At 59.7% G+C, this 23,439-nt stretch carries 11 protein-coding genes and 1 pseudogene; 5 read left to right on the forward strand and 7 right to left on the reverse strand.

All coding sequences use genetic code 11. The features are described from left to right. A pseudogene (locus tag MA884_RS10790) lies at positions 1-1,973 on the reverse strand (hypothetical protein); the annotation flags it as partial. 455 nt (positions 1,974-2,428) lie between these two features. Between MA884_RS10790 and MA884_RS10795 the strand changes: the two are divergent. Next, entirely contained in the window at positions 2,429-2,797 is a 369-nt protein-coding gene (locus MA884_RS10795) for a DUF6124 family protein (protein WP_256230492.1), read from the forward strand. Between the two features lie 453 nt (positions 2,798-3,250). Here MA884_RS10795 and MA884_RS10800 read toward each other — a convergent pair whose 3' ends face one another. From MA884_RS10800 to MA884_RS10810, 3 genes are all read right to left on the reverse strand, one after another. Beyond that, entirely contained in the window at positions 3,251-3,706 is a 456-nt protein-coding gene (locus MA884_RS10800; RefSeq protein ID WP_256230493.1) for a hypothetical protein, read from the reverse strand. A gap of 352 nt (positions 3,707-4,058) precedes the next feature. Then, positions 4,059-4,418, reverse strand: coding sequence for a PilZ domain-containing protein (locus tag MA884_RS10805; RefSeq protein WP_256230494.1), 360 nt, complete (start codon positions 4,416-4,418; stop codon positions 4,059-4,061). Between the two features lie 291 nt (positions 4,419-4,709). After that, entirely contained in the window at positions 4,710-5,084 is a 375-nt protein-coding gene (locus MA884_RS10810) for a tol-pal system YbgF family protein (protein WP_256230495.1), read from the reverse strand. A gap of 367 nt (positions 5,085-5,451) precedes the next feature. On the opposite strand from MA884_RS10810, the gene pyk reads away from it, so the two are divergent. Further along, the gene (gene pyk / locus MA884_RS10815) at positions 5,452-6,903 is read left to right on the forward strand and encodes a pyruvate kinase (RefSeq protein WP_256230496.1); all 1,452 of its coding nucleotides are present in this window, start codon (positions 5,452-5,454) and stop codon (positions 6,901-6,903) included. 438 nt (positions 6,904-7,341) lie between these two features. Here the strand turns inward: pyk and MA884_RS10820 are convergent, their stop codons facing one another. Together MA884_RS10820 and MA884_RS10825 are read right to left on the reverse strand one after the other, a co-directional pair. Further along, entirely contained in the window at positions 7,342-8,277 is a 936-nt protein-coding gene (locus MA884_RS10820; RefSeq protein ID WP_256230497.1) for an iron-sulfur-binding ferredoxin reductase, read from the reverse strand. Beyond that, the gene (locus MA884_RS10825) at positions 8,270-9,376 is read right to left on the reverse strand and encodes a diguanylate cyclase (protein ID WP_256230498.1); all 1,107 of its coding nucleotides are present in this window, start codon (positions 9,374-9,376) and stop codon (positions 8,270-8,272) included. The genes MA884_RS10820 and MA884_RS10825 overlap by 8 nt, the downstream gene beginning before the upstream one ends. 522 nt (positions 9,377-9,898) lie before the next feature. Between MA884_RS10825 and MA884_RS10830 the strand changes: the two genes are divergently transcribed. The 3 genes from MA884_RS10830 (at position 9,899) to MA884_RS27995 (ending at position 18,863) form a co-directional block, all read left to right on the forward strand. Next, positions 9,899-11,422 (forward strand): fumarate hydratase, encoded by a 1,524-nt coding sequence (locus MA884_RS10830; RefSeq protein WP_256230499.1) that lies wholly within the window; start codon positions 9,899-9,901, stop codon positions 11,420-11,422. A 203-nt stretch (positions 11,423-11,625) separates the two neighbouring features. Beyond that, complete coding sequence (locus MA884_RS10835; protein WP_256230500.1) at positions 11,626-16,074, forward strand: SpvB/TcaC N-terminal domain-containing protein; 4,449 nt, start codon at positions 11,626-11,628, stop codon at positions 16,072-16,074. Further along, a complete protein-coding gene (locus MA884_RS27995; protein WP_256230501.1) occupies positions 16,071-18,863 on the forward strand; it encodes an RHS repeat-associated core domain-containing protein in 2,793 nt (930 codons plus the stop codon). The genes MA884_RS10835 and MA884_RS27995 overlap by 4 nt, the downstream gene beginning before the upstream one ends. A 22-nt stretch (positions 18,864-18,885) precedes the next feature. Here the strand turns inward: MA884_RS27995 and MA884_RS10845 are convergent, their stop codons facing one another. Further along, a complete protein-coding gene (locus tag MA884_RS10845) occupies positions 18,886-23,379 on the reverse strand; it encodes an NEL-type E3 ubiquitin ligase domain-containing protein (protein ID WP_256230503.1) in 4,494 nt (1,497 codons plus the stop codon). Positions 23,380-23,439: the final 60 nt, after the last annotated feature.

A 23,439-nucleotide genomic window follows, 5' to 3' on the forward strand; every position in this document is an offset into this window, starting at 1 on the left:
TCGGTGCGCCGGAAGTGCCAGGTGCCGTTGTTATTCTCGACGGGGTGTTCGGTGGTGCTGTCACTGAATGTGAGTGTCAGCACCGCGCCCGGCCAGCAGGTGCCATTGAGGTCGGGCGAGAGGCCATTTTCCACAGGCACGTTCATGACCGGTGCCAAGGGCGGGATATTCACCTCAAGGACGATCCATGTCGACGACGCTACCCCATCCAAATACTGCTGCTTGATATGGACTTCCTGTTTGAACGTCGGCCCCCATACCTCTGATGCCGTGCTCTGCCACTGACCGGACGACACGTCAGCATCCGGGGCCGCCTTCGACCCTAAACCGGGATTGAACAGCATCACCGTCGCACCGTTGAACCCTTTGCCCGAGAATACGGGCTGGTAGACCGGTGTGTAGGTGACGTCGGTCGGGGCGGGAAGTATCAGGGTGACGGGAAAGGTGTACGGCTGCGAGTCAATCCAGCCATTGTCACCGTCGGGAAACCGCTGGATAGCCTGCAGGCTGTAAGAACCGAATGGCCAATTTGTCGCGGTTGTGTTCCAGCTGCCTCCGTTCACCGGCGCAGGGGCCGGCGCTGTGACGTTGGGGCCGCTGACGACGGTGATCTGGACGGTTGCGCCGGTGTGGCCGCTGCCTTCGAACTTCACCGAGGTGTCGGTCGGGGTGGTGACGGTGACGGCGGTCAGTTTGGGGGGGCGGATTCTGAAGGCTCGGGGTGTGCTTCGATCCGATGGTGGTTTCCCGCTCACGACCTGAAGTGCAGCCAGCGATATATTGCCCACGGGCGCCGTAACGGAACAGCTCCAGCTAGCCCCCGTCAACGTGTTGGTTTGGCCCAACATTTCGTCCTGCGTATCTCTGAATACCTGAACGATGGCACCCGAACTCCCCTTGTTGCCGGTCACGGTAAAGGTCCTGTCTTGAACCGAATTGGCTGCAGGGCCGGTGATTGCCGGGGCGCTTAATACTCTATAGCTAACCGGCTCCGAAACGACGCGGGGGAAACCGGTTAAATCATAAATAGCCACCACCGAAACAGTGTCCCCGGAGAGGTCGACATTGAGGGACGAGTGCCACGAATCGTCCGTCCCTACTGTGGCTTCGGGGGCCAACTGAAAACTGTGATTGTCAGCCTTTACCACTCTTACTTTGCTTCCGGGCGCGCCAACTCCCCTGAAGATATCGCCTTTGGCCAAAACGGCGTTGGCGTCTGGGGCCGTAATGTAAACCAGAAATGCCTGTGAACTAGGCGATTCAGGTGACAGTCTGTTCTCAACCCTCTGATACGCGACGAAGGTCATGTGGCGCCCATCTGCGGAAAGAGGGGCGTCAACCTTCCATGTGTCGCCACCGTCCCCAGTGGCTTGGTAATGGGTAGAGCTGATACTGGTACGAACAAACACCGTGCCGGCGCCGATTACGAGCCTCTTTCCGGTAATACGTACAGTTCTGGAGTTCACATTTCTGATCGGATCAATACTGGGAGTGACAGCAGGATAAAAGTCTACTTGTCTTTTAGCTGTAAGATTCGGCTTATCACCATTCCACCGAAAACTGAAATTTATTGCTGCATTACTAGCATTGGAGTTTATCGAATACGTACGATCGACTCTCCACTCTGTCCCATTCTGATACGCGTTATCAGTTACCAATTCCCATGGACCTTCGCCGCCAGAATCGAGTTGCAGAAACAACCTACCCCGTCCAGAAGCAGCAGCTACTGTCTGATACTTCTCTGTTCTTACCGTAAACCTCCGACCGTCATCAGACCACTCATGGCTCAGCCAGATCTGAGCCCACAGATCACCACTTACAGCACGCAAAGGAGAAAAAGAAGTAGCCTGATCTGGAGGAGAATACACCGACAACCCACCCGTATCAGATGCCTCGTTGATAGTCCCGATGTTGTTGATATCTTCCGATGTATCTGCTGGCTTGTTCTTATCAAATTCGTCGTCAGTGCTCATATCTAGCTCTCAAAAGACTATTACGATGGGGTGGTCGTGAATAAGGCTCTTGGGGCTCAGTAAATGACATGACGGGCTGTTCAAACACCTGTTAGCTCTGACAGTTCCGACAAGCGGCGGCATCTGATGTAGGAAGCGACCGACTGACCACAACGCCTTGCGCAACGGACTACACATCCGCCAGAATCCGCCGGCTTGTGCGCCTTGGCCTTGCCCCGTAACTTGATTCGTGTCGCTGACAACTCAGTGATCGGGTTTAGTCGCCCAGTGGCAAAAGTGATGTGCACAAGCTTCATCCAGTCGGGTTCCCTATCCCCGCACTTGATGGTGGCTGTTCGCAGGGCGCCCTCGGGCGCGCCGGGCTTCACTTTTCCACCGGTCGACTAACCTGCGTACAGCCGCCACCCTTCGTTTAGTCGCGAACCGGTTGGCAGCCCCATCATGGAAAAGTGAATATGATCAAGCCAACTCCAAATCCACCTCACACCGACCCGCTATCCCCTCACGAAACCCTCGACGCCGAAAAGCTCGACCAAGCTGCCCAAAAAGCCCTGGACTACTACCTCAAGCCTAACCACGGCCAACCCGACAAGCAGCCCGCCAAACAACCGGATTACTTCATCGTCGCCCCCGACGCCGACCCCGAAGGCATGCTCGCGCACACCTACGAAACCTTCTGCTCGGTGAGCACGCTGATCCTGGATTTATCGGAAGACCTGGAAGGCGCCCCGCGCAACCTGGCCCTGGCGATTCACCAGATGGGCGAGATGGGGGTGTTGTTGCTGGAGAAGTTGCTGGATAACGAAGCGAAGGTTCAGCGCTGACAGGGACTGCGGGAGCATAGCTTACTGGCGATGGGTACTTGAGATGGCTATCGCGAGCAGGCTCGCTCCCACAGTGGGTCGCGGATTGGCACAAGTCCGGCGTACAACCCAATTCCCTGTGGGAGCGAGCCTGCTCGCGATGGCGGCGGTACGGTCAGTCAATACTGATGTGCGAGCTGATCCACCGCTATCGCGAGCAAGCCCACACATTGGCTCACTGTCAGTGGTCATGCCTACCTCTCAATAAAAAACTGCGGTTAGCGACATCGCGAAGCGGGTTCTGCGGGCCAATAAAAGAAAACCAGCCCCACTAAGACATATTAGATCTATGAACCTCTACAAGCGGTGACATTACCGACAGAGGCATCGTCGTTAGCGCTATTGATGCCGATTAATCTTTGCATTTATGGAACATTTCTCGTCTATAGAAGGTTATCAAGGAGGTCGAATTATTTAAGGAAACGTGACGTCCACGTGCCCCGTCATATTAGGATCGGGCCGCCCATCGACGTCGTACTGCCAGTTGAAATATATTGTCGCAGATCGAGAATTTGCATCTACAGTAAGGTGCTTGACGAAAGCATGCCATTGACCATCCTGTATCCCATTATCATTATTTAGCTCCACCCAGTTAGTATTACCTGCATTTTCTGAAGCGAGTCCCATTTTAATATTGCCACGCGAAAGCCCGTTATTCGTGGCCCAGTAGCGTTTTGTACTCATATACAATATGTTACCACTCGGACTCCACTCATACTCCACCTCCATTTTTGCCTCAAACTGATAAAGAGCTGCAGTTACTACAACTACTTTTCCAGCCGTTTCAGTGCCCATGACTAACGCCTCCACTTTAAAAGCGTTCCGGTTGGCAACGCCATCAAGGTATTTCTTGATGGCAGTAAACGACAAGATTTTCGACTCAACACCTGTCAACCCTGACAGTCCCGACAAACGGCGGAGTCCAATGTAGGAAACGCCCGAGTGACTACGGCGCCTTGTGCAACGGACTACACATCCGCCAGAATCCGCCGGCCTGGAGAAGTTGCTGGATAACGAAGCGAAGGTTCAGTGCTGAACGTTAAGCCGACTGAATAATTTCGTAGATACGATGAAGAACCTGTGGGAGCGGGCTTGCTCGCGAAGGCGTCGGCACATTCAGCATTGATGCAAGCTGATCCACCGCGTTGGCGAGCAAGCCCGCTCCCACAAGTTGGATTGAGGTCAGCCCGCGAGAGTCAGGCCGGTTCCTGCAGAGGCGGTTTCAAGCCGACTCCGGCAACGGATGAAAACTGAAATACTGCTGCAACGCGCTCACCAGTTGCCCGTACTCCGGCGGCGCCCATTTGAGGCTGAAGCCGGCGTCGAAATGCTGCGGCGTCACATCCTCATGGCACCAGAGGCAACTGGCCTTCAATTCGATGTCCAGCTGCGGCCCCTCATCGGCAGGGATCTTGAGGTGCAGATTAAAGTCTGCGCCGACCATCAGCGGTAAATGGCTGATCAGCATCAGGCCATCTTTCGACACGTTACCCAGAAACCCGATGGGCCTGCCGTTCATACCGTTGAACACGCGCAGGAAATACGGCAACTGGTGCCGCTCGATTCGCCTCTTTTTGTACATGTCCTGTATCGCTTTTTGAACGCCCCCCATACAGGGGCTACCGATACTTCGGAACGGGTACGAACAGGCCCGCTCTCCCCGATCCCGGTGCCAGACGCCTGGGGGCGCTCTGACTCGACTTCTGCCGGTCACAGGTGCCTCTTGAATTAGAGACCTGGCTCTAATCATTACTTGTACAAATATAGCTCAAGGTATGGCGACGGCCAGCCCGAGGTCGATAGTTCATCAAGCGCAATGGTACAAGGTAGCGATGGCCAGGGATCGCGCCTGGCCATGGTTTTTGACGGGCGGTCAGAACGCCGTGGGGCGGATCGCCGGGGCGCTGCGGAGCGGGTAATGGCCCAGGCTCTGCAAGGTTTCGAGCCGGGCGCGGGCGCGGAAGGCGTATTCGCTGTTAGGGTATTGGGTCATGATGAACTGGTAGGTTTGCGCCGCGTCGACAAACAGCTTCTGTCGTTCCAGGCACTGGCCGCGCATCATCGAGACTTCCGGCTGCATGTAGCGCCGGGCGCGGCTGGCGCGGTCGACCTTGGACAGTTCGAGCATGACCTGCTCGCAATTGCCCCGCTCGTAAGCCTTGTAGGCCAGGTTCATGTGGTGGTTCATCGACCAACGGGTGCAGCCCGTGATGCTCAGGGCCAGGGCAACAAAAAGCACGAATCGCATGGGAGGTTCTCCTGTCTTGAGCTCTGTATCGACCTGGGTGGGGAAATCTTCAGCCTGAAAAATGGAACTGGGTTTTGTCGTTCTGACAAGGAGGATGATCAGTGATGGAGGCACAGTGATGTGAATGAAGACCTGTGGGAGCAAGGCTTGCCCGCGATGGCGATCTTGAGTGCGCCATCGCGGGCAAGCCTTGCTCCCACAGATCATTCCAGCTCACCACCAAGCTGTACTTGAAAGCTCATCCAAGGCGCAAAAATTTTCAGGAATGTTCATTTCGAAAAGAAACGAAAAAGTAGTGCATATGAACAATGACTACACCCTAAGAGCATAGTAGCCTTCGCTGGCGCTTGAACCTGAGGAGTCTTGCATGTCCGTCCGTCGCACCAAAATCGTCGCTACCCTTGGCCCGGCCAGTAACTCGCCGGAAGTTCTAGAACAGTTGATTCTGGCTGGCCTGGACGTTGCCCGTCTGAATTTCTCCCATGGCACCCCCGACGAGCACAAGGCTCGTGCCAAGCTGGTGCGCGACCTTGCGGCCAAGCATGGCCGTTTTGTCGCCCTGCTGGGTGACCTGCAAGGCCCGAAGATCCGTATCGCCAAATTCGCCAACAAGCGCATCGAGCTGAAGATTGGTGACACCTTCACCTTCTCCACCAGCCATCCGCTGACCGAAGGCAACCAGCAGGTGGTCGGTATCGATTACCCGGACCTGGTCAAGGATTGCGGTGTGGGCGACGAGCTGCTGCTCGATGACGGCCGCGTGGTGATGCGCGTCGACACCGCCACCGCCACCGAACTGAACTGCACCGTGACCATCGGCGGCCCGCTGTCGGACCACAAAGGCATCAACCGTCGCGGCGGCGGCCTGACAGCCCCGGCCCTGACCGAAAAAGACAAGGCCGACATCAAGCTGGCCGCGGAAATGGAAGTCGACTACCTGGCCGTGTCCTTCCCCCGCGACGCTGCTGATATGGAATACGCCCGTCAACTGCGCGACGAAGCCGGCGGCACCGCCTGGCTGGTGGCCAAGATCGAACGCGCCGAAGCCGTGGCCGATGACGAAACCCTCGACGGCCTGATCAAGGCCTCCGACGCCGTGATGGTGGCCCGTGGCGACCTGGGCGTGGAAATCGGCGACGCCGAGCTGGTGGGCATCCAGAAGAAGATCATTCTGCACGCGCGCCGCCACAACAAAGCGGTGATCGTCGCGACCCAAATGATGGAGTCGATGATCCAGAACCCGATGCCAACCCGCGCCGAGGTGTCCGACGTAGCCAACGCCGTACTCGACTACACCGACGCCGTGATGCTCTCGGCCGAAAGCGCCGCCGGCCTCTACCCGCTCGAAGCGGTGCAGGCCATGGCACGCATCTGCATCGGCGCTGAAAAGCACCCGACCAGCAAGACCTCCAGCCACCGGATCGGCAAGACCTTCGAGCGCTGCGACGAGAGCATCGCCCTGGCGACGATGTACACCGCCAACCACTTCCCGGGCGTGAAGGCGATCATCGCCCTGACCGAAAGTGGCTACACGCCGCTGATCATGTCGCGCATCCGCTCCTCGGTGCCGATCTACGCGTTCTCCCCGCACCGCGAAACCCAGGCTCGTGCTTCGATGTTCCGGGGCGTCTACACCGTGCCGTTCGACCCGGCCGCCCTGCAACCGGGCGAAGTCAGCCAGGCGGCGGTGGATGAACTGGTCAAACGCGGCGTGGTGCAGACCGGTGACTGGGTCATCCTGACCAAGGGCGACAGCTACCACACCATCGGCGGCACCAACGGGATGAAAATCCTGCATGTTGGCGACCCGATGGTCTGAGTGACCGGTTGCTGAAAACAAAAGCCCCGCCAGGTGAATGGCGGGGCTTTTTGGTTTTTGCCGTCTGAAAAAGGTGTTGCCTGGGCTGGCGCCATCGCGAGCAGGCTCGCTCCCACAGAGTTTCCCGCTGACCACCATCCCGTGGGAGCGGGCTTGCTCGCGAAGGCGGTGGGTCAGTGGATATCCATTTTCAATGGACTGGCGCCATCGCGAGCAAGCTTTGCTCCCACAGAGTTTCCCGCTCCCACAGGGGTTTTGGTTGAACACATTATCCATGAACACCACAGATCTACTGTGGGAGCAAAGCTTGCTCGCGATAGGGCCAGCCCAGGCACTACAAAAACTCAACGCCTGTTGATAAACACCGACAGCGCCGCCTCGGGCGAGCGCAGTCGCTGGGTGTCGGTCACGGCCAGTCTCGCGCCTGAAGATCAGCGCTCAACCACGGGTCAGGAAGACATCGGCCAGCAGTTGATTACGCGGCAGGCCAGCCAGGTACAGGCGCTTGGCAAAAGCCTCGACCCGGTCGGGATGGCCGCAGAGCAAGGCCTGGGTTTGCCGGGAAACAAGCCGCAGTTGCGCCAGCGCAGAGGGTGCCTCGGCCGTGGTCAGCAGCTCCACGGTGAGGTGTTGATGCTTGGCCGCCAGCGCCGCCAGGGGTTTGGCCAAATAATGCCCGGCAGCATCATGGGCCACGTGAATAAGACGGATCGTGCCTTGGTGATGCTGATGCAGGGCTGCGCGCAAAAGACCGAACAACGGTGCCAGGCCGGTGCCGGCCGCCAGTAGCCACAGCGGTTTCTCGTGCCACTCGGGGTCGTAATGCAGGGCGCCGCCGCGCAACTCACCGAGAAAAATCGGATCGCCCGCTTTCATCTGTCGCGCCGCATCGATGAACTGGCCGGGCTCGCGGCAATCGAGATGAAACTCCAGGAAGCGGTCTTCTTCCGGCAGGCTCGCCAGGGAATACGGGCGAGCGACTTCACCGGCCCACAGCACCAGATGCTGCCCCGCCTGGTAACGCAACGCCCGCTCAGGGATCACGCGCAGGCGCAGCACGTCGGGGCTCAGCCAATCCGCCGCCGCCACCTGGGCGGGGCGGCCGTCGCGTTGCGGGTCAAAGGTGTGGATCTGCACATCCTCGATCACCTGGCACTGACACGCTAGCCGCCAGCCTTGCTCGCGCTGCGCGGGACTCAAGGCGTCGGGTCGACTGTCGCGCACGTCACCGTTCACACACTGCACCAGACAGGCATGGCAACTGCCGGCGCGACAACTGTAGGGCACCGCCACGCCGCCCTGATTCAACGTGTCCAGCAGATTACTGCCCGCCACCACCGTCCACTGCCGGTCGGCGACTTTTACTTCAGGCATCGACGTTCTCCCAGGCGGCGGCACACCGATTGCGGCCGTCTCGCTTGGCACGGTACAAGGCCTGGTCGGCACGCTGCAACGCGTTGTCCAGGTCGTCGCCCGTCTCCAGCATCGTCATGCCCACCGACAGGCTGAGGGAGCCGACCTGCAAGCCAATCAGTTCGACTTCGGTAAACGCCAGCCGCAACCGCTCGCAACAGGCCGTCAGCCGCGAGGGGTCGCAGGCCGGCAGCAGCATGACGAACTCTTCGCCACCGTAACGGGCCAGTACATCGCCCTCGCGCAGGCAGGCCGTAGCGACGCCGGCGAATGCCTGAAGCACCTGGTCACCGGCGGCGTGGCCGTGCAGGTCATTGATGCGTTTGAAATGGTCGAGGTCGATCAAGGCCAGGCCATGGGCAACACCGGGCCTGAGCGTGTTGAGCTCCCGGGAAGCCAGGCGCAGGAAGTGTCGGCGGTTGAATAAACCGGTCAGTTCATCCGTGGCCACCAGATCTTCGAGCTGGCGCATCATGCCGCGCAGAGTGTCCTGGTGCGCCTGCAAGGCAAACCGCCGCTGACGCATGCGTTGGCGTGAGTTCTGTACGTAACTGGCGTAGAGCACCAGCCACACCAGCACGATAAACAGCACGCACACCTGCAACCCGGCCAACGTGGGGTCGGGAAGCCTGAAGAAGTAGCCGTCCCAGAGGGTGATGGCGGTGAAACTGAAAAACACCAGCATCGCGCAGCGCACGAAAACCCGACGGGACAAGTGGAACAGCCCGAACAGCAGGATCAGCACATAGAACACCAGGAACACACCCCGGGCCTGGTCCAGGTGCGCCATCACCCAGGTCTGCCAGCCCAGGCCGATCAGTACCTGTATTTCGGTGAGACTGGGATCGGCGAACCGCAAGTTGCGGTCGGTGATAAACAGCGCGAACAGCCCTGCCTGGCACAACACCACCAACACGCTGCCGATGATGACATCGCGCAGCGAATCGAGGTAATGACCACTGAAAAATGCCAACCACAACAACACCAGTGCCAGCGCGTAAGTCGCGGCCGCCAAGGCGAAGCGTTTCAGCAAAAGACGTTGGATGGCGTTATGGGTCAATCGTTGACTCACCATGGGAAAGGAACTGACAGGAGGCGTCCTACGCTACAGGCCAGACGCCACTTTAGTGGCGTGCAGGGCAAATGACCATTCAATTCTGGAGCAGAAAAATGGCGTCAAAGCAATGGCCCAAATTGACGCAGTGACTGACGCCCCTGATGCCCCTGTGGCGAGGGAGCTTGCTCCCGCTCGGTTGCGCAGCGACCGCAAAATCCTGGGGTCGCTTCGCAACCCAGCGGGAGCAAGCTCCCTCGCCACAGGTTTTCACTTCCCACCTCATCAATCCGTCACTATCGCGGGCAAGCCTTGCTCCCACAGGGGGCCGGCCTGCGATATACTGCCGCGCCTTTTTAGCGTCGCGCCAGCATGCCCGGCGTGCCTTGACCCGAAGGTCAGCTTCAAGCTGCAAGCTTCGAGCTACAAGTTCAGAGCAGTACGCATACTGCTTCAGCTTGCCGCTCGAAGCTTACGGCTTGAAGCTGCCCTATAGAATGTTCCCGTCTTTAGAGAGGAGCGCGACTCATGACCGTGATCAAGCAAGATGACCTGATTCAGAGCGTTGCCGACGCCCTGCAGTTCATTTCCTACTACCACCCCGTGGATTTCATCCAGGCGATGCACGAGGCATACCTGCGCGAAGAATCGCCGGCGGCCCGTGACTCCATGGCGCAGATCCTGATCAACTCGCGCATGTGCGCCACCGGCCATCGGCCGATCTGCCAGGACACCGGCATCGTGACCGTGTTCGTCCGCGTGGGCATGGACGTGCGTTGGGATGGCGCGACCATGAGCCTGGACGACATGATCAACGAGGGCGTGCGTCGCGCCTACAACCTGCCGGAAAACGTCCTGCGTGCCTCCATCCTCGCCGACCCGGCAGGCGCACGTAAAAACACCAAGGACAACACCCCGGCGGTGATCCACTACTCCATCGTCCCGGGCAACACCGTGGAAGTGGACGTGGCGGCCAAGGGCGGCGGTTCCGAGAACAAGTCCAAGATGGCCATGCTCAACCCGTCCGACTCCATCGTCGACTGGGTGCTGAAAACCGTTCCGACCATGGGCGCCGGCTGGTGCCCACCGGGCATGCTGGGTATCGGCATCGGCGGCACCGCGGAAAAAGCGGCCGTCATGGCCAAGGAAGTGTTGATGGAGTCCATCGACATTCACGAGCTCAAGGCCCGCGGCCCGCAGAACCGTATTGAAGAGATGCGCCTGGAGCTGTTCGAGAAGGTCAACCAACTGGGCATCGGCGCCCAGGGCCTGGGTGGCCTGACCACCGTGCTCGACGTGAAGATCATGGACTACCCGACCCACGCCGCGTCCTTGCCGGTGTGCATGATCCCCAACTGCGCCGCCACCCGTCACGCCCACTTCGTGCTGGACGGCACTGGCCCGGCGTCGCTGGAGGCACCACCGTTGGACGCTTACCCGGAAATCGTCTGGGAAGCCGGTCCGTCGGCGCGCCGCGTGAACCTCGACACCCTGACACCTGAAGACGTGCAGAGCTGGAAGCCGGGCGAAACCGTGTTGCTTAACGGCAAGATGCTCACCGGTCGCGACGCGGCGCACAAGCGCATGGTCGAGATGCTGAACAAGGGTGAAACCTTGCCGGTGGACCTCAAGGGCCGCTTCATCTACTACGTCGGCCCGGTCGACCCGGTGGGTGACGAAGTGGTAGGCCCGGCCGGTCCGACCACTGCCACGCGGATGGACAAATTCACCCGCCAGATCCTCGAGCAGACCGGCCTGTTGGGCATGATCGGCAAATCCGAGCGCGGCCCGACCGCCATCGAAGCGATCAGGGACAACAAGGCGGTCTACCTGATGGCCGTCGGCGGCGCCGCTTACCTGGTGGCTCAGGCGATCAAGAAATCCAAGGTCCTGGCGTTCGCCGAACTGGGGATGGAAGCGATCTATGAGTTCGAGGTCAAGGACATGCCGGTGACCGTGGCGGTCGATAGCCAAGGCGAGTCGGTACACATCACCGGCCCTGCCATCTGGCAGAAGAAAATCAGCGAAAGCCTGGCGGTGGAAGTGCAGTAACACGCACCCAGCGCTGTGAAGAAGGCCGGTGGGCGACAAGCTCACCGGCCTTTTTCATGTCACAACAAAAACCCGGGGGCACAACCATTCATCGGGCAAACCCGCCGACCTGTCAGATCTGACAGGTTACACCCCTGCTCTCCCTTGGCATCCTCCCCTGGCCGGGGATCAATCCTGGCGCGGCTTAAAAGGGATGAACGTCCATGGCAGAGCAAGCGCCCCTCCAGATCATCACGCCCACCATCGCCGGCAGTGCGTCAATCGCGACTATCGGCAACAGCCTCGGCCCGGTAGGCACGTTAGGCGCCGCTTCCTTTGAATTGCCGTTGCCCATGTCGAGCGCCCGTCATCTGACGCCGACCCTCGCCCTGCGGTACAGCAGCCAGAGCGGCAACGGCACGTTCGGCATCGGCATGCAGTTGTCGGTCCCCAGCATTCGGCGCAGGACCCATAAAGGCGTACCGCTCTACAACGAAGAGGATGTCATGGTTGGCCCCGACGGGGTGGAGCTCTGGCCTGATCTGGAAGCACAGACCAGCCGCAAAGTCGGCGACCGCACCTTCGCGACGGTGCGCTACTACCCCAGGATTGAAAGCACTTTCGACATTTATGAACTCTGGACGTCCATCGACGAGTGCCCGTTCTGGCGAGTACAGGGCAGCAACGGCCACGTGTATTGCTATGGGAAAAGCGAAGCGTCACGCATTGTTGAGCCTAAGCCCGAGCCCGACCCAGAGCCCGAGCCACCGACACGCATCGCCGAGTGGCTGTTGCTGGAAGAAGTCAGTCCACTGGGCGAGCACATCTATTATGAGTATGTGGCGGATCCGGCTGTCTCCGACGGCCCCCATGACTACCGCGCCCAACGCTATCTACGCCGTGTGTGTTATGGCAACGCCACGGCCAGCGAAACCTTCTACTGTTTCGAAGGACCAGACCCGGCCAACCTGCCGTGGCACTTGCATCTGGTATTCGACTACGGCCAACGCCCCCTCGAACTTGATGAAAAACCCATCTGGACGCCCGCCGACGAAGACGCCTGGCAACTGCGCAGCGACCCGTTCCACACTTACCGATACGGTTTCGAAATCGGCACGCGGCGCCTGTGTCATCAGGTGCTGATGTTCCACCGTTTCCCTGCCGACGCCGAACCGGCGCTGGTGCGGCGACTGTTGCTGGAGTACACCTCGACGGCGCTGGGCTACAGCCTGTTGACCGCCGCCCACTATCAAGACTGGGATGCCGAGGGTCGGGTCGGGTATTCGCCACCGGTAGAACTTCAATACAGCGACTTTGCGCCTGACGTTGTACCCAAGACTTTTTTTGCCTTGGAAACCATGCCTGCCCTGGAACACGGTCTGCGGTATCAATGCGTTGACCTGTATGGCGAAGGTGTTCCAGGCTTCTTGTGCCGCTACAGCCACGGCTGGTATTACCGCGAGCCCGAGCGCGCGACAACCGGTGGCAGTGAAGCAATCGGTTATGGCCCCTGGACGCTTCTGCAAAGCATCCCAGTGACCGCCGAAAGCTCGACAGTCATGCAATTACTCACCGACCTGACCGGCAGTGGCCGCCTCAATTGGGTCATCGCCCAGCCCGGCGCGAGCGGCTTCTACACACTCAACCCGGACCGCAACTGGTCGGCCTTCACGGACTTCCAGCATTTCCCCGTAGAGTTCCTGCACCCCGCCGCGCAATTGGGCGATCTGGCCGGCGATGGATTGCGCTCGTTGGCGATGATCGGCCCCAACAGCGTACGCCTCTATGCGAACCTGCGCGAAGAAGGGTTCGCCGCCGGCGTGGACGTGCCCCATGAACCGGACAGCACCCTGCCATTGTTCAGCGACCTACGCAGCGAGCTGGTGCTGTTCGGCAATATGCTGGGTAGCGACAGCACCGAACTGGTCCGCATTCGCTTCGATGAAATCAGGTGTTGGCCAAACCTGGGCCATGGGCATTTCGGCGCGGGCTTTGTCATGAGCCCCCTGCCCTTCAGCTACGAGGAATTCAGTGCCGAGCGGGTGCGAATCGCCGATCTGGATGGCTCTGGAGCACCGGCGCTGATCTACCTGCGAAGCGATTGTTTCGACATCTATTTCAACCACGGCGGCAATGGCCTGGAGCAAACACCTTTGCAGGTGTCCTGGCCCGACGGTTTGCGCTATGACAACCTCTGCCAAGTCACTTTGGCCGATCTGCAAGGCTTGGGTTGCGCCAGCCTGATCCTGAGCGTGCCCCATCACACGCCGGATATGAAACCCCGGCATTGGCGCTACGATTTTGTCGCGACACGGCCTTACCTGCTCAGCGCCACGAACAACAACATGGGTTGCAGCAGCACGCTGACGTATCGCAGCAGCGCGCAGTTCTGGCTGGATGAAAAAGCCCAACGCGTGGCGAAGGACGAACCACTGGACTGCTACCTGCCCATGGCCCTGCAACTGGTGGCGCGCCAGCAACAGCTGGACGAAATAACCGGAAATTGCCTGACCCAGCGCTTTACCTATTACGAAGGTGACTACGACAGCTATCACCGTGAGTTCAGGGGCTTTGGCCGGTTGTATCAGCTTGACAGCGAGTTGCCTTCAGGTGACCGGAACAGCGGCTTCACCGCACCGGTGCTGGCCAAGACCTGGTTCCACACCGGTCGTACCGTCGACCCGCCGCTCAGGGATTGCTTCGACGCCGACCACGACGCGCCGCCCCTGGGCCCCACGCTGCTAACCCAGTTCCACGAACAGGACGAGGCCGACCAAATCATCGTTTCCGACCCGGACACCGCCCGGGAAATGGCGTACGCCTTGAGCGGTCATGTACTGCGCAGCGAGACCCACGACGGCGAATCGGCAGACATGAACAAGCCCTACACGGTGGTCCGGCAGCGTTATCTACTGCGCCATCCCCACCACAACCAGAACAGCCTGTTGGTGTTGGAGCTGGAAACGGCCACTCATCAATACGATGGTTTTATCGACGACCCGCAGGCCCGGCACACCGTCAACCTGGGTTGGAACCGTTACGGCCAGTTGGCGCACGGTTTCATCGTCCATTATGCCCGGCGTCTGACCGCCGCGGACCCACCGCCCTTCGAGGATGAAGACGAGATCAATTGGTGGCGTGACGCCCATGACGATCAGCAACAAGTTTTCCACATCATCGAAAGTCGGGCCAAGTACCTGCACTTGCTCGACGATAGCGGGCAACGCCAGCGGCTGGGCCTGCCATGGCGCGCTCGGACCAACGGGCTGCAACGGTCCAAAGGCCAACTCCCCGAGGGGCTGAATCCGCAGCAGATCAGTTATGAATGCTTCCTCGCCCATCAAGGTTCGGAACAATGGACGGCCGCCCGGGTGCTGATCGCCCTGGAGGAACAACCCTACCTGCGCGATGATGCGCACGACCTCCTGTTCCAGGCCCTGCGCGGTCCGCTGGAAGTGGCTGAGTTCGACAAACAGGCGCTGGACGCCTACGACGCGGTACCTGGGCCGTTCGACATCCGCGAGGCACTGGCTGAGATTGGCTTCGAGCCGATGAAGCTGTTCCTGCCCGAGGATACGGAAGAGGATGCCCTGCAAAACCTATGGTCCAGGAAGGTCGGTTTCGCCACCTACCTGCCGCTCGAAAACTTCTTCCATATCAGAGCGTTGCAGGAAACACAGAGTCATGGCGTTACAACGGTCGAATACGACGACTATCACCTGATGCCCGCCGTCGTGACGCTACCGGATGGGTGCGCGACCCAGGTCGAATACAATTACCATTCGTTGCTGCCGCAAAAAATCATCGATGCCAACGACAACCTCCAGGAAGCGCTCTACGGCCCGGGCGGAGCGCCTTTGGGCGTCACCTTCCATGGCACCGAAAACGGAGCTCCGGCAGGCTTCGATGCCATTGACACCTATACACCTCCCGACGATTTGTCACCGGGTCACGCCATCGAATACCCTGCGACCACCTTGGGAAACATGGCCAGCGCCGTGCGGGTCGAGGACCTGAGCTGGATGGGCACTCTTGACCTGGCGCTGGTGCTGCCGGCGCAGCGCGACGAGTGGATCAACGCCCGCTACATACTGCCCAGCGGCCATATTCGCGCATCGGCGCGCGTTCGTCTGGCCCGACTTCAAACCCATACCGTTGCCGAGGGACAACTGCGGGCGCTCGTCCAGGCCACGCCCCGGGAACCGGCCCACAGCGTCATGTTGAGCGCCGATCGCTACCCGGATGATCCACTGCGACAGATCCGCATCGCCATCAGCGCCGTCGACGGTTTTGGTCGCCCGCTGCAAAGCAAACAATTGGTCGAACCTGGGCAAGCCTATGCCGTGGCCGAGGACGGCTCGCTGAGATTGGACGAAGATGGGCGGCCGATCCAGCAGGATGCCGACCCGCGCTGGCGGGTCAGTGAACGGGTCGAGTACAACGGCAAGGGCTTGGTGACACGGGTATACAGGCCGTATTTCGCCGATGCATGGCGCTACATCAACGATGCCTCTCTACGCGAGCATGGCTACCATGATCAACAGTTCTACGATCCGCCCGGGCGGCTGGTCAGGGTCGTCAATGCCAAGGGCCATGAAGCCTGGCATGTCTATCATCCGTGGTACCAGTGCGACCATGACTACAACGACACCGATACGGGGCCTGCCCAGTGAGTCGGCAGATTCATCGCAAGACTCCCGTCGTGGCGGTATTCAATGGACGAGCCGGACCTGTCCGTCGGGTGGACTATCTGCGCGGTTCGACACGCGACGAAACCCAAAGGCTGGTCACGGCCCAGGCGTATGACCTCCTCGGGCGCATTGTCGATCAATGGGATCCGCGCTTTCACGGCACGCAAACCATCAGCCTGCACAGCCTCTACAGCCTGTCCGGCACACCGCTGCGTACTGAAAACGTCGATGCCGGGTGGCGCTGCGAATTGCCCGGCCTGGCCGGCGAACACCTGCACCGTTGGGATGCCCGCGGCAGCGAGCAACAGACCGAATACGACTCGCAGTTGCGGCCCACGCTGATCCGCGAGCGCCGCCAGGACCAAACTTGGACCACCGTGGGTCGCCTGCGCTACGGCAGCCCTTCGGCCGAAGACGCCCTGCACAATCGATGCGGTCAACGGGTGGAACATTACGACACGGCCGGGCTGGTCACCGTTGAGGATTATTCGATGGCAGGGCTTCCCCTGGATCAGGGGCAACGTTTCCTCGACACGCTGGAGATGCCCGACTGGCCGGATGATGCAGCGGGGCGCGAGCGTTTACTGGAGCCTGCCCGCTACGACACCCGTTGGCAGTACGACGCCTTGGGTGATGCCTTGGGTCAGACCGATGCCAAGGGACACAGCCGACGCATTGAGCTCAATGTCGCCGGACAGCCCAAGAGCGTGCATTGGCAATGGGCAGGCAGCCCCACTGCCGAGCTGGTCACCCATGCGTTCCAATACTCTGCCGAGGGGCAGCTACAGGCGTCCACCGCCGGCAATGGCATCAAGACAAGCCTTGCCTATGACCCGGCCAACGGGCGCCTGACTGAGCTCAAAGCCATGAACGGCAGCGATACCCTGCAGCACTTGTCCTACCTCTACGATCCCGTAGGCCATGTCACGTCTATCGCCGATCACACCCATGTCGTGCGTTACCACGCCAACCAGCGCAGCGAAGACATTCGTACCTTCGTCTATGACAGCCTGTATCGCCTGGAAAGCGCCACGGGACTGGAAATCCCCGGAGCGGGCACACAACCAGGGTTGCCAGGGCTTGTTCCGCCCACTGACCTGTCCCTGCGAACCCCATACACTCAACACTACGAGTATGACCTCGGCGGTAACCTGAAGAAGCTGATCCACAGCAGCGCGACCCCAAGCCAGGCGCACACGCTGCGCCTGACCATGGACCCGTCGAGCAATCGCTGCCTGCAATGGCACAAGGGCGAAGCCGCCCCCGGCGACGACTTGGACTTCGATGCCGGCGGCAACCAACTGAACCTGCCCGCCTGCGGACAACACCTGACCTGGAACTGGCGCAATCAATTGCACAAGGTGACCCAAGTCCAGCGCCGCGACGGCGAAGACGATGCCGAGCATTACACCTACAACGACCAGGGCATCCGCATGCGCAAGCGGCGAATCGCCCAGGCCGCTTCCGTCAGCCACGTGCGCGACGTGCGTTACTTGCCAGGCCTGGAAATCCGCACCCTGGACAACAGCGAAGAATTGCACGTCTGCACCTTGCAAGGCCCGGCGTCCAACGTGCGCGGACTGTACTGGGCCAAGGGCCGGCCGAGCGAAATCGAGCAAGGCCAACTGCGCTACAGCCTTGAAGATCATCTGGGTTCGTTGGTGATGGAACTGGACCAGGACGCCCGGCTCATCAGCCTCGAAGGTTACTACCCCTTCGGTGGCACGGCGTGGTGGGCGGCGGACTCCCAGGTGCAGGCCAGTTACAAGACCGTTCGGTACTCCGGCAAGGAGCGCGATGCCAGTGGGCTTTATTACTACGGGTTTCGTTATTACGCACCGTGGATGATGCGCTGGATCAACCCGGACCCGGCGGGGCCGGTGGATGGGTTGAATGTGTATGCGATGGTGGGGAATAACCCGATCGGGCTTGTGGATGCTTTCGGGTTGGGCAAGGAGAAATTTTATCAAGCCTTTAGCCAAGAGACGGAACGCATGCTGACAGGGGCGGGGAAAAACCCCTTACCACCGCAAAAGGGAAAGCCGCACGAAGTCAAGCAAGCGCGGGAAGAATTTTATAGAGAATTCCCCTACGCACGATTTACCACGGCTACAAAAAACAAACTGACTGCACATGCTGGCGTGCTGTTTGACAACGGCGATCCCAGCGCCTCGATCATGATAACCAATGTATACAATATTCCCCAACCAAAGAACGTTGAGGAGGTTCCAGGAATCACTGTCCATAAGCCTCGACATCCCACCGTACGGGAGCCCCACTTACTCATGTCAGGAATACTGGCGGTCGACCCGAGCGAATTCGCGACCCATCTGGGTGAACGCTATATCGAAGCTGTCAGGGACCCCGATATAAAAATCTATAGGGGAGGCAGTGCGACCCCAGTCGGTATCAGCGGTATTGAATATGAAGCATCCCTGCCCGATATGGTGAGAGAACTGGTCATTCCTCATATCGAGCAGAGCGATACTCTGACCCCGCAAAGTGCCGGCATTCCCGGGTATCACGCGGAGGTCATCCAGGGCAACTTAATCAGGTTATTCCCGAACGTTAAGGAAAATCTTCAATTTGTCACCATCGCCACACAGAAGCTGCAAGGTGCCAATGTCGTTGAAGACTTTCCAGCCTGTTTCAATTGCACCAACATCTTGCTGGACAGCGATGATGGAGCCCCCGGATTCAACATCATCACTGGAAGGACGCTCATATCCCATGACGAATGGAGGCGTATGGTGAAAGCCTACCCAGACTGATGCCACCCATAGCAGGAATCATTCACTGCCCAGGCATTTCGAGCAACTGCCGACTCAACCGTCGCAGCAACTCCGTGCGACCGTATCCCAGCTCTATCATGCCTTGCTCATACTTTTCTTTAGAGATAGCACCCGTCAGCTGCGCCTCAAGCAATGCCTCAGCCTGTTCAGCGTACTTAATCGAGTTCTGAAGAAACGCTTGCGGGTACCGCTTTTTCAAATACCGTCGCCAAAACCGTTGCCCGATCATCTGATTCACCAACCCATCGCCTGCTTCCAGCGCCAGGACAGACTGATAGGCCTGGCTCAGCGCCGCTTCGTCCACATCCGCCAGCGCCTGGAACAACATCCCCTTGGATTGCCATGGCAACTCAAGCCGCTCGGCCAAACCGGTCTGGAACGCCAGGTAGACTTCCACCTCATCAATGGTCCCGGTGAGTTCGCCATCCTCATCCAAGGCGATAAACGTCTCGCCCGCCTGCAATCGACTCTGAATCGTGGCGCGGGCAATCTCGTTGACCTGGTCCAACCGGGACTTGCCCTTGGCCAGCGCCAGCAACCTGGCTTCGACCTGCCCGGCGTCGCCCTCCCGATACGCTTCATGGACCAGGACCTTGACCCCCATTTCGTTGAACAGCTGGGCCCCGGCATCGGCACAGGAATCCGGGTTGATTGCCATGCGAAACAAATCCTCGCGCAATGTCGCGTCTGCGGACATCGCGTCGAGCATTCTCCAGACTCGCTCCACCAGTTGGGGACGATAAGTCGCCTCGACGTAATCAGCAGCCTCCGTCAATTGCTCCAGCACCTCGAAAAAACCCTGGGCACCGGCTTCACGCTCAAGCTCATCCCAAGTCCGTTGCCGAGCCACGCCCTGCTCAGCGTCGACATCTTCGAGCCAATGCTGGCTGGTCAACTCGCCCTTGGGCGGATAACTGCGCGCCGGGTCATAGCCGACCGAACGCATGTAGTTCTGGAATTGCCTTAGACAATCGTCCGGCAGTTGGTCCCGGCTCAAACGGGTGCGGGCGATCAACCGGGCTTGCTCGGAGCCGGGCGTCACTTGCGGTATACGGCTAATGGGGTTGTCCATCAAATTCAATTCGAAGGCAGGCGGCCGCGCTGTGGAAAACCAGCCTGGCGGCCAATCGGCAATGCCGGTGTTCTGCAAATCCAGCACGCTGAGCTCCGGCATGAGGCTGATGTCGGGAAGCAGAGTCAAGGTTGGATTATTACTCAGCCGCAACACTTCCAGACGGCTAAGCCCCGCTATTTCAGCCACGTTTTCGGCGGTGAGGCTCAGCCGGTTGTCGGCGAGGTCCAGCCGTTGCAGATCGGCATAATTGAGTCGGGGAGGCGTGACGAGATTGTTGTGGCTCAGATCCAGCGCCTTCAAATCAGGAAAATAATCGAGGAACGGCCCCATATCGACACGAAGCGCTCCCTGGCGCCACTGAAGCGAGCTCACATGAGGAAAACTCACCTCCAATGCTGGGAAATAATCGAGAAAATCGTGCGACCAGTGATGATCCAGATCCAGCGCGTAGCCCTCGGGCGATGGGTCCAATCCTGCTCGCCAACATTGCTTGAGGGTCGATGCCAGTTTTCTCTTGTGGTAGCGCTGATTGATTGGCAGCGTATCGCCCCGCTCGATGGCGACCCAATCCTCCAGTGCCCTGCTCAACCCTTCGAATTCAATCTCTCGGGTCCTGAGATTTTCCAAGGCCATTGCCTCGGAAGGAAATGAGCCGAGGAACTTGGAAAAGGCCTGCTCCGACGTGTCGGGGTACAGCACCTGGAACCGCCCCTCCAGGTTCAACCCGTCCCCGGCGCCAAGCAGCCGCTCATCCACCCGCCCATAGCCCGGCGACTCCCCGAGCAGACGCGCGACAATCGGTGGGTCCTCCACCGCCCCGGTTGCACCCAGCAAGATCTTGCGAAACGTCGCCCTGTCCAGTGGCGCTCTCTGGACAGCCCGCCTCAGCAGAGGCCCGTCACCCAGGTTGTAGCCCAACGTTCGAAGCTCAGCCTCGCTCAGGGCATGCAGGATGTCGGTGTAGAAATCATCGGCGCTGTGCACCGAATTGGCTTGCTCGCCAAACAGCCGAGGCGTTGCCTCTTCCACCGGCACGAGTACCTTGCGCACGGACGATGACGACGGCCCGACGCTGTCGAGCAGCGGTCCCTCAAGCCCCCCGTCGCGAATTTCGATACGCACGTCTGTCGGCCATCCAGGCAGTTGCTCCAGGCTGTGCAACGCCAACCGCCACGTATCAGGGTTGCCCTTCGTGGGTAAATACAACGCTTCGTAGGCCTGGACAATCCGCCATTCATCCATTGCCCGGCGCGCAGACTGGCGCAGGCGCAACGGCAAATACCCTCGCTCGCTCATCTGCCGGCGCTCCACCTCGGTGACGTCGATCAACAGCTCGTCCACCACGGCGCGGGGCATCTGGGGAAATTCACTGCGCAAGGCCTGGGCGCCAGCGACACCCGCCTCGTCGGCCACCGGCTCGATGGTGACTGGACGACCTTGCGCGGCACGGAAGCGCTTGATGGTTTCGGCCAACAACACTGGAGGCCGGGCGTGTTCAACGTGCAGTTGGCGCAAGCCTGATTCTTCGACCCCGCTGACGATGCGGATCTGCTCCAGGGTTTCGTCCGAAAAAGCTTCGACGCTGTGCCCCAGGCGCCGCATCAGTTTTGTCCCTTGCCAGCTCAGCGGACGTTCGGCCTCGTGGACCCAGGCGCCGACCTCGTTATGGGCCAGCCTGGGGGCATAGGCATCGGCGCGAGAGGGATGTTGAATCCGATACACCGACGAATTCGGGGCCTGCTCGACCAAGAACTGCTGGCCGTCGAGCAACAGGACCTCCTGGTCCTGATGAAGATAAAGGCCATTAGCTTGTGGCCGAGCGCCCGTCTCGAGGGCCAGTGACTGTTCATAAGGCGCGAGATCGGGGTGCCATAGACGCGATTGCCCATCGCGGACCTGGACCACTTTCATCTGTTCGACAAACGACGAAGGCCGGCTGGACCGGACGGCCCCCACCCCTTTGCCCCCTGCTGCGAAAAGCCCCATGAGCGCCATGTTTTCAGCCACCCCGAGCAAGTGCGCGGCAGCTTCAGCACGTTGGCCGTGCGACCAGTCGACGATGCCTTCGAAGGTTTCATCGAGCAGTTGATAAGCGGTGTAGGCCATCAATGTTTCGCCGAGTACCGGTACGAGCGACGCTGCCGTAAAAGCGGCCATTTCCAACACCGTCTCGGCCACTTGCATGAAACTGTCCCAGCGAGCCCCACGGGACTTGAGATCTTCGTCTCCCGTCGGCACGGCCAGCAGGCGGGCGTCCTGGAACATCTGGTCCAGCCGTTGCTCGAACCCATGCTCCCAGAGATCGCCCTTCACTCGTCGGCAGGTCATTCGCAGCTTGGGATTTTCCACCGGTTCGCGCCTGGCCTTGAACAACTGCGCATTGAGCGCGGCAAAAAAACGTCCACGGCTGGCCAAGGGAATGAAGCGACTGAAAACACGTTGGTAACGCTTCGAACGCAACCGAACGGCCAGCGCCGTGAAGAACGCCGCCGTGGAACCGTACTGCCTGATTGGATACTCCGGATCGTCGGGGATATACACCACGACCGGTTCGGCCTGCCGGCTCTGCTCAAGATCGGGAGCAATCATCACGATGCCGGTCAGTCGAGTATCGAGCAGGTACACGTCGTGGCAATACTGTGGCTTGCCGCGATAACTGACCTTTTGCTGGCCGCCCATCAAACCCTGCAATGTCCGATGAACCTGCGCACTGATATCCCCCTTGATCCGCCCCATGGCCGCTGCGGCACGGAAGGCGTCCTTGTCGTGGGTTTCGATACACGCCTGGACCACGGCAGCCGCGACCGGCTCCTCGAGCAGGTTATTCTTCAAATACGCTTGATAGCGCCCACCAATGTCCAGCTCCCGGCAGAGCGCCACGAACACCGGCAAGGTCAGCGTGTTGCTCACAGGCAGGATATTGAACTGCCCGCTCGCCGAGGGTCGGGTAATGAAACAGGACGCGTCGTCGAAAAAACCTGGCCGTGATTCTTTTGCCTCAAAATTTTGCAGGGCGGCATCCAACAGCGAAATCGTTCGGGACCTGTATGCGACGGAGATCCCCTCCGGAATGTAGAGCCGCAGGTATGTTTGCCTGACATCCAACGTGACGTTGCAACGCTTTTCCAGCGCAGCGACCAACAGCGGCTCGGCAAAGGCTTCGATGGACTGGAGCCGAGCGAGCACTTTTTCCAGTTTTTGCCGAGACTTCCAAGTGGCTTGCAAGGCGCTTTTCAGGTGCTCCCTATCCGCCGCGGCAGCCTTAGAAAACCCCGGGGGCATTGACCCGCTGGCTTGTATGAGCGCCGTACGTTGTTGCGATGAAAGCCCGGCCAGCCAGTCGGGCATCGAATAGACGAGCCATTCCTGGGGATCGGTCAGCCGGGGGCTATTCGGCACTAAGGTTTGCAGAGAAGTCATGTATTGCAGTCATCCGTGACAAGTGAAGCTTGAAGCTAAACGACGTCAGCTCATCGGAAC

The organism is Pseudomonas sp. Q11 (assembly GCF_024494355.1).
Taxonomy (GTDB): domain Bacteria; phylum Pseudomonadota; class Gammaproteobacteria; order Pseudomonadales; family Pseudomonadaceae; genus Aquipseudomonas; species Aquipseudomonas hefeiensis.

Excerpts from the sequence above, each read along its gene's own strand:
- MA884_RS10795 (WP_256230492.1), top strand. The coding sequence starts at position 2,429 with ATGATCAAGCCAACTCCAAATCCACCTCACACCGACCCGCTATCCCCT.
- MA884_RS10805 (WP_256230494.1), bottom strand. The coding sequence starts at position 4,418 with ATGTACAAAAAGAGGCGAATCGAGCGGCACCAGTTGCCGTATTTCCTG.
- MA884_RS10810 (WP_256230495.1), bottom strand. The coding sequence starts at position 5,084 with ATGCGATTCGTGCTTTTTGTTGCCCTGGCCCTGAGCATCACGGGCTGC.
- pyk (WP_256230496.1), top strand. The coding sequence starts at position 5,452 with ATGTCCGTCCGTCGCACCAAAATCGTCGCTACCCTTGGCCCGGCCAGT.
- MA884_RS10820 (WP_256230497.1), bottom strand. The coding sequence starts at position 8,277 with ATGCCTGAAGTAAAAGTCGCCGACCGGCAGTGGACGGTGGTGGCGGGC.
- MA884_RS10830 (WP_256230499.1), top strand. The coding sequence starts at position 9,899 with ATGACCGTGATCAAGCAAGATGACCTGATTCAGAGCGTTGCCGACGCC.
- MA884_RS10835 (WP_256230500.1), top strand. The coding sequence starts at position 11,626 with ATGGCAGAGCAAGCGCCCCTCCAGATCATCACGCCCACCATCGCCGGC.
- MA884_RS10845 (WP_256230503.1), bottom strand. The coding sequence starts at position 23,379 with ATGACTTCTCTGCAAACCTTAGTGCCGAATAGCCCCCGGCTGACCGAT.